This window comes from Pollutimonas rozaliensis, from assembly GCF_048751585.1.
GTDB lineage: Bacteria > Pseudomonadota > Gammaproteobacteria > Burkholderiales > Burkholderiaceae_B.
Genome location: NZ_JAZHOB010000257.1, coordinates 1 through 252 on the forward strand (window position 1 = coordinate 1; position 252 = coordinate 252).

General features: G+C 49.6%; 1 protein-coding gene. It reads right to left on the reverse strand.

From position 1 onward, the window contains the following. Nucleotides 1-194, reverse strand: a 194-nt coding sequence (locus tag V0R37_RS22815) for a nitrate- and nitrite sensing domain-containing protein (protein WP_420376650.1), incomplete at its 3' end; no start/stop codon positions are given. Nucleotides 195-252 lie beyond the last annotated feature (58 nt).

Sequence of the window (252 nt, forward strand, 5' to 3'; positions counted from 1 at the left end):
TTAGTGGCGAGTTGTTCAATCTTTTTCAACTCATCGATTTTTGCCGTTTGTTGGTTAAACCACTGGCTGGCATCGATACCAAAATTGCCGCCAGGAGAAGCGATGGCCTTATTACGCATCTGAAGTGCGCTTTGTGCAGAAGGATTGTTGAGGGCCTGTTCAAAAGCCCTGCGCAGCTCGGGATTGGCGAACATGTTATAGGCCGTGGTATAGGCCTCTCCTCGGCCAACCATCTGGTTTAGACGTTCGAAC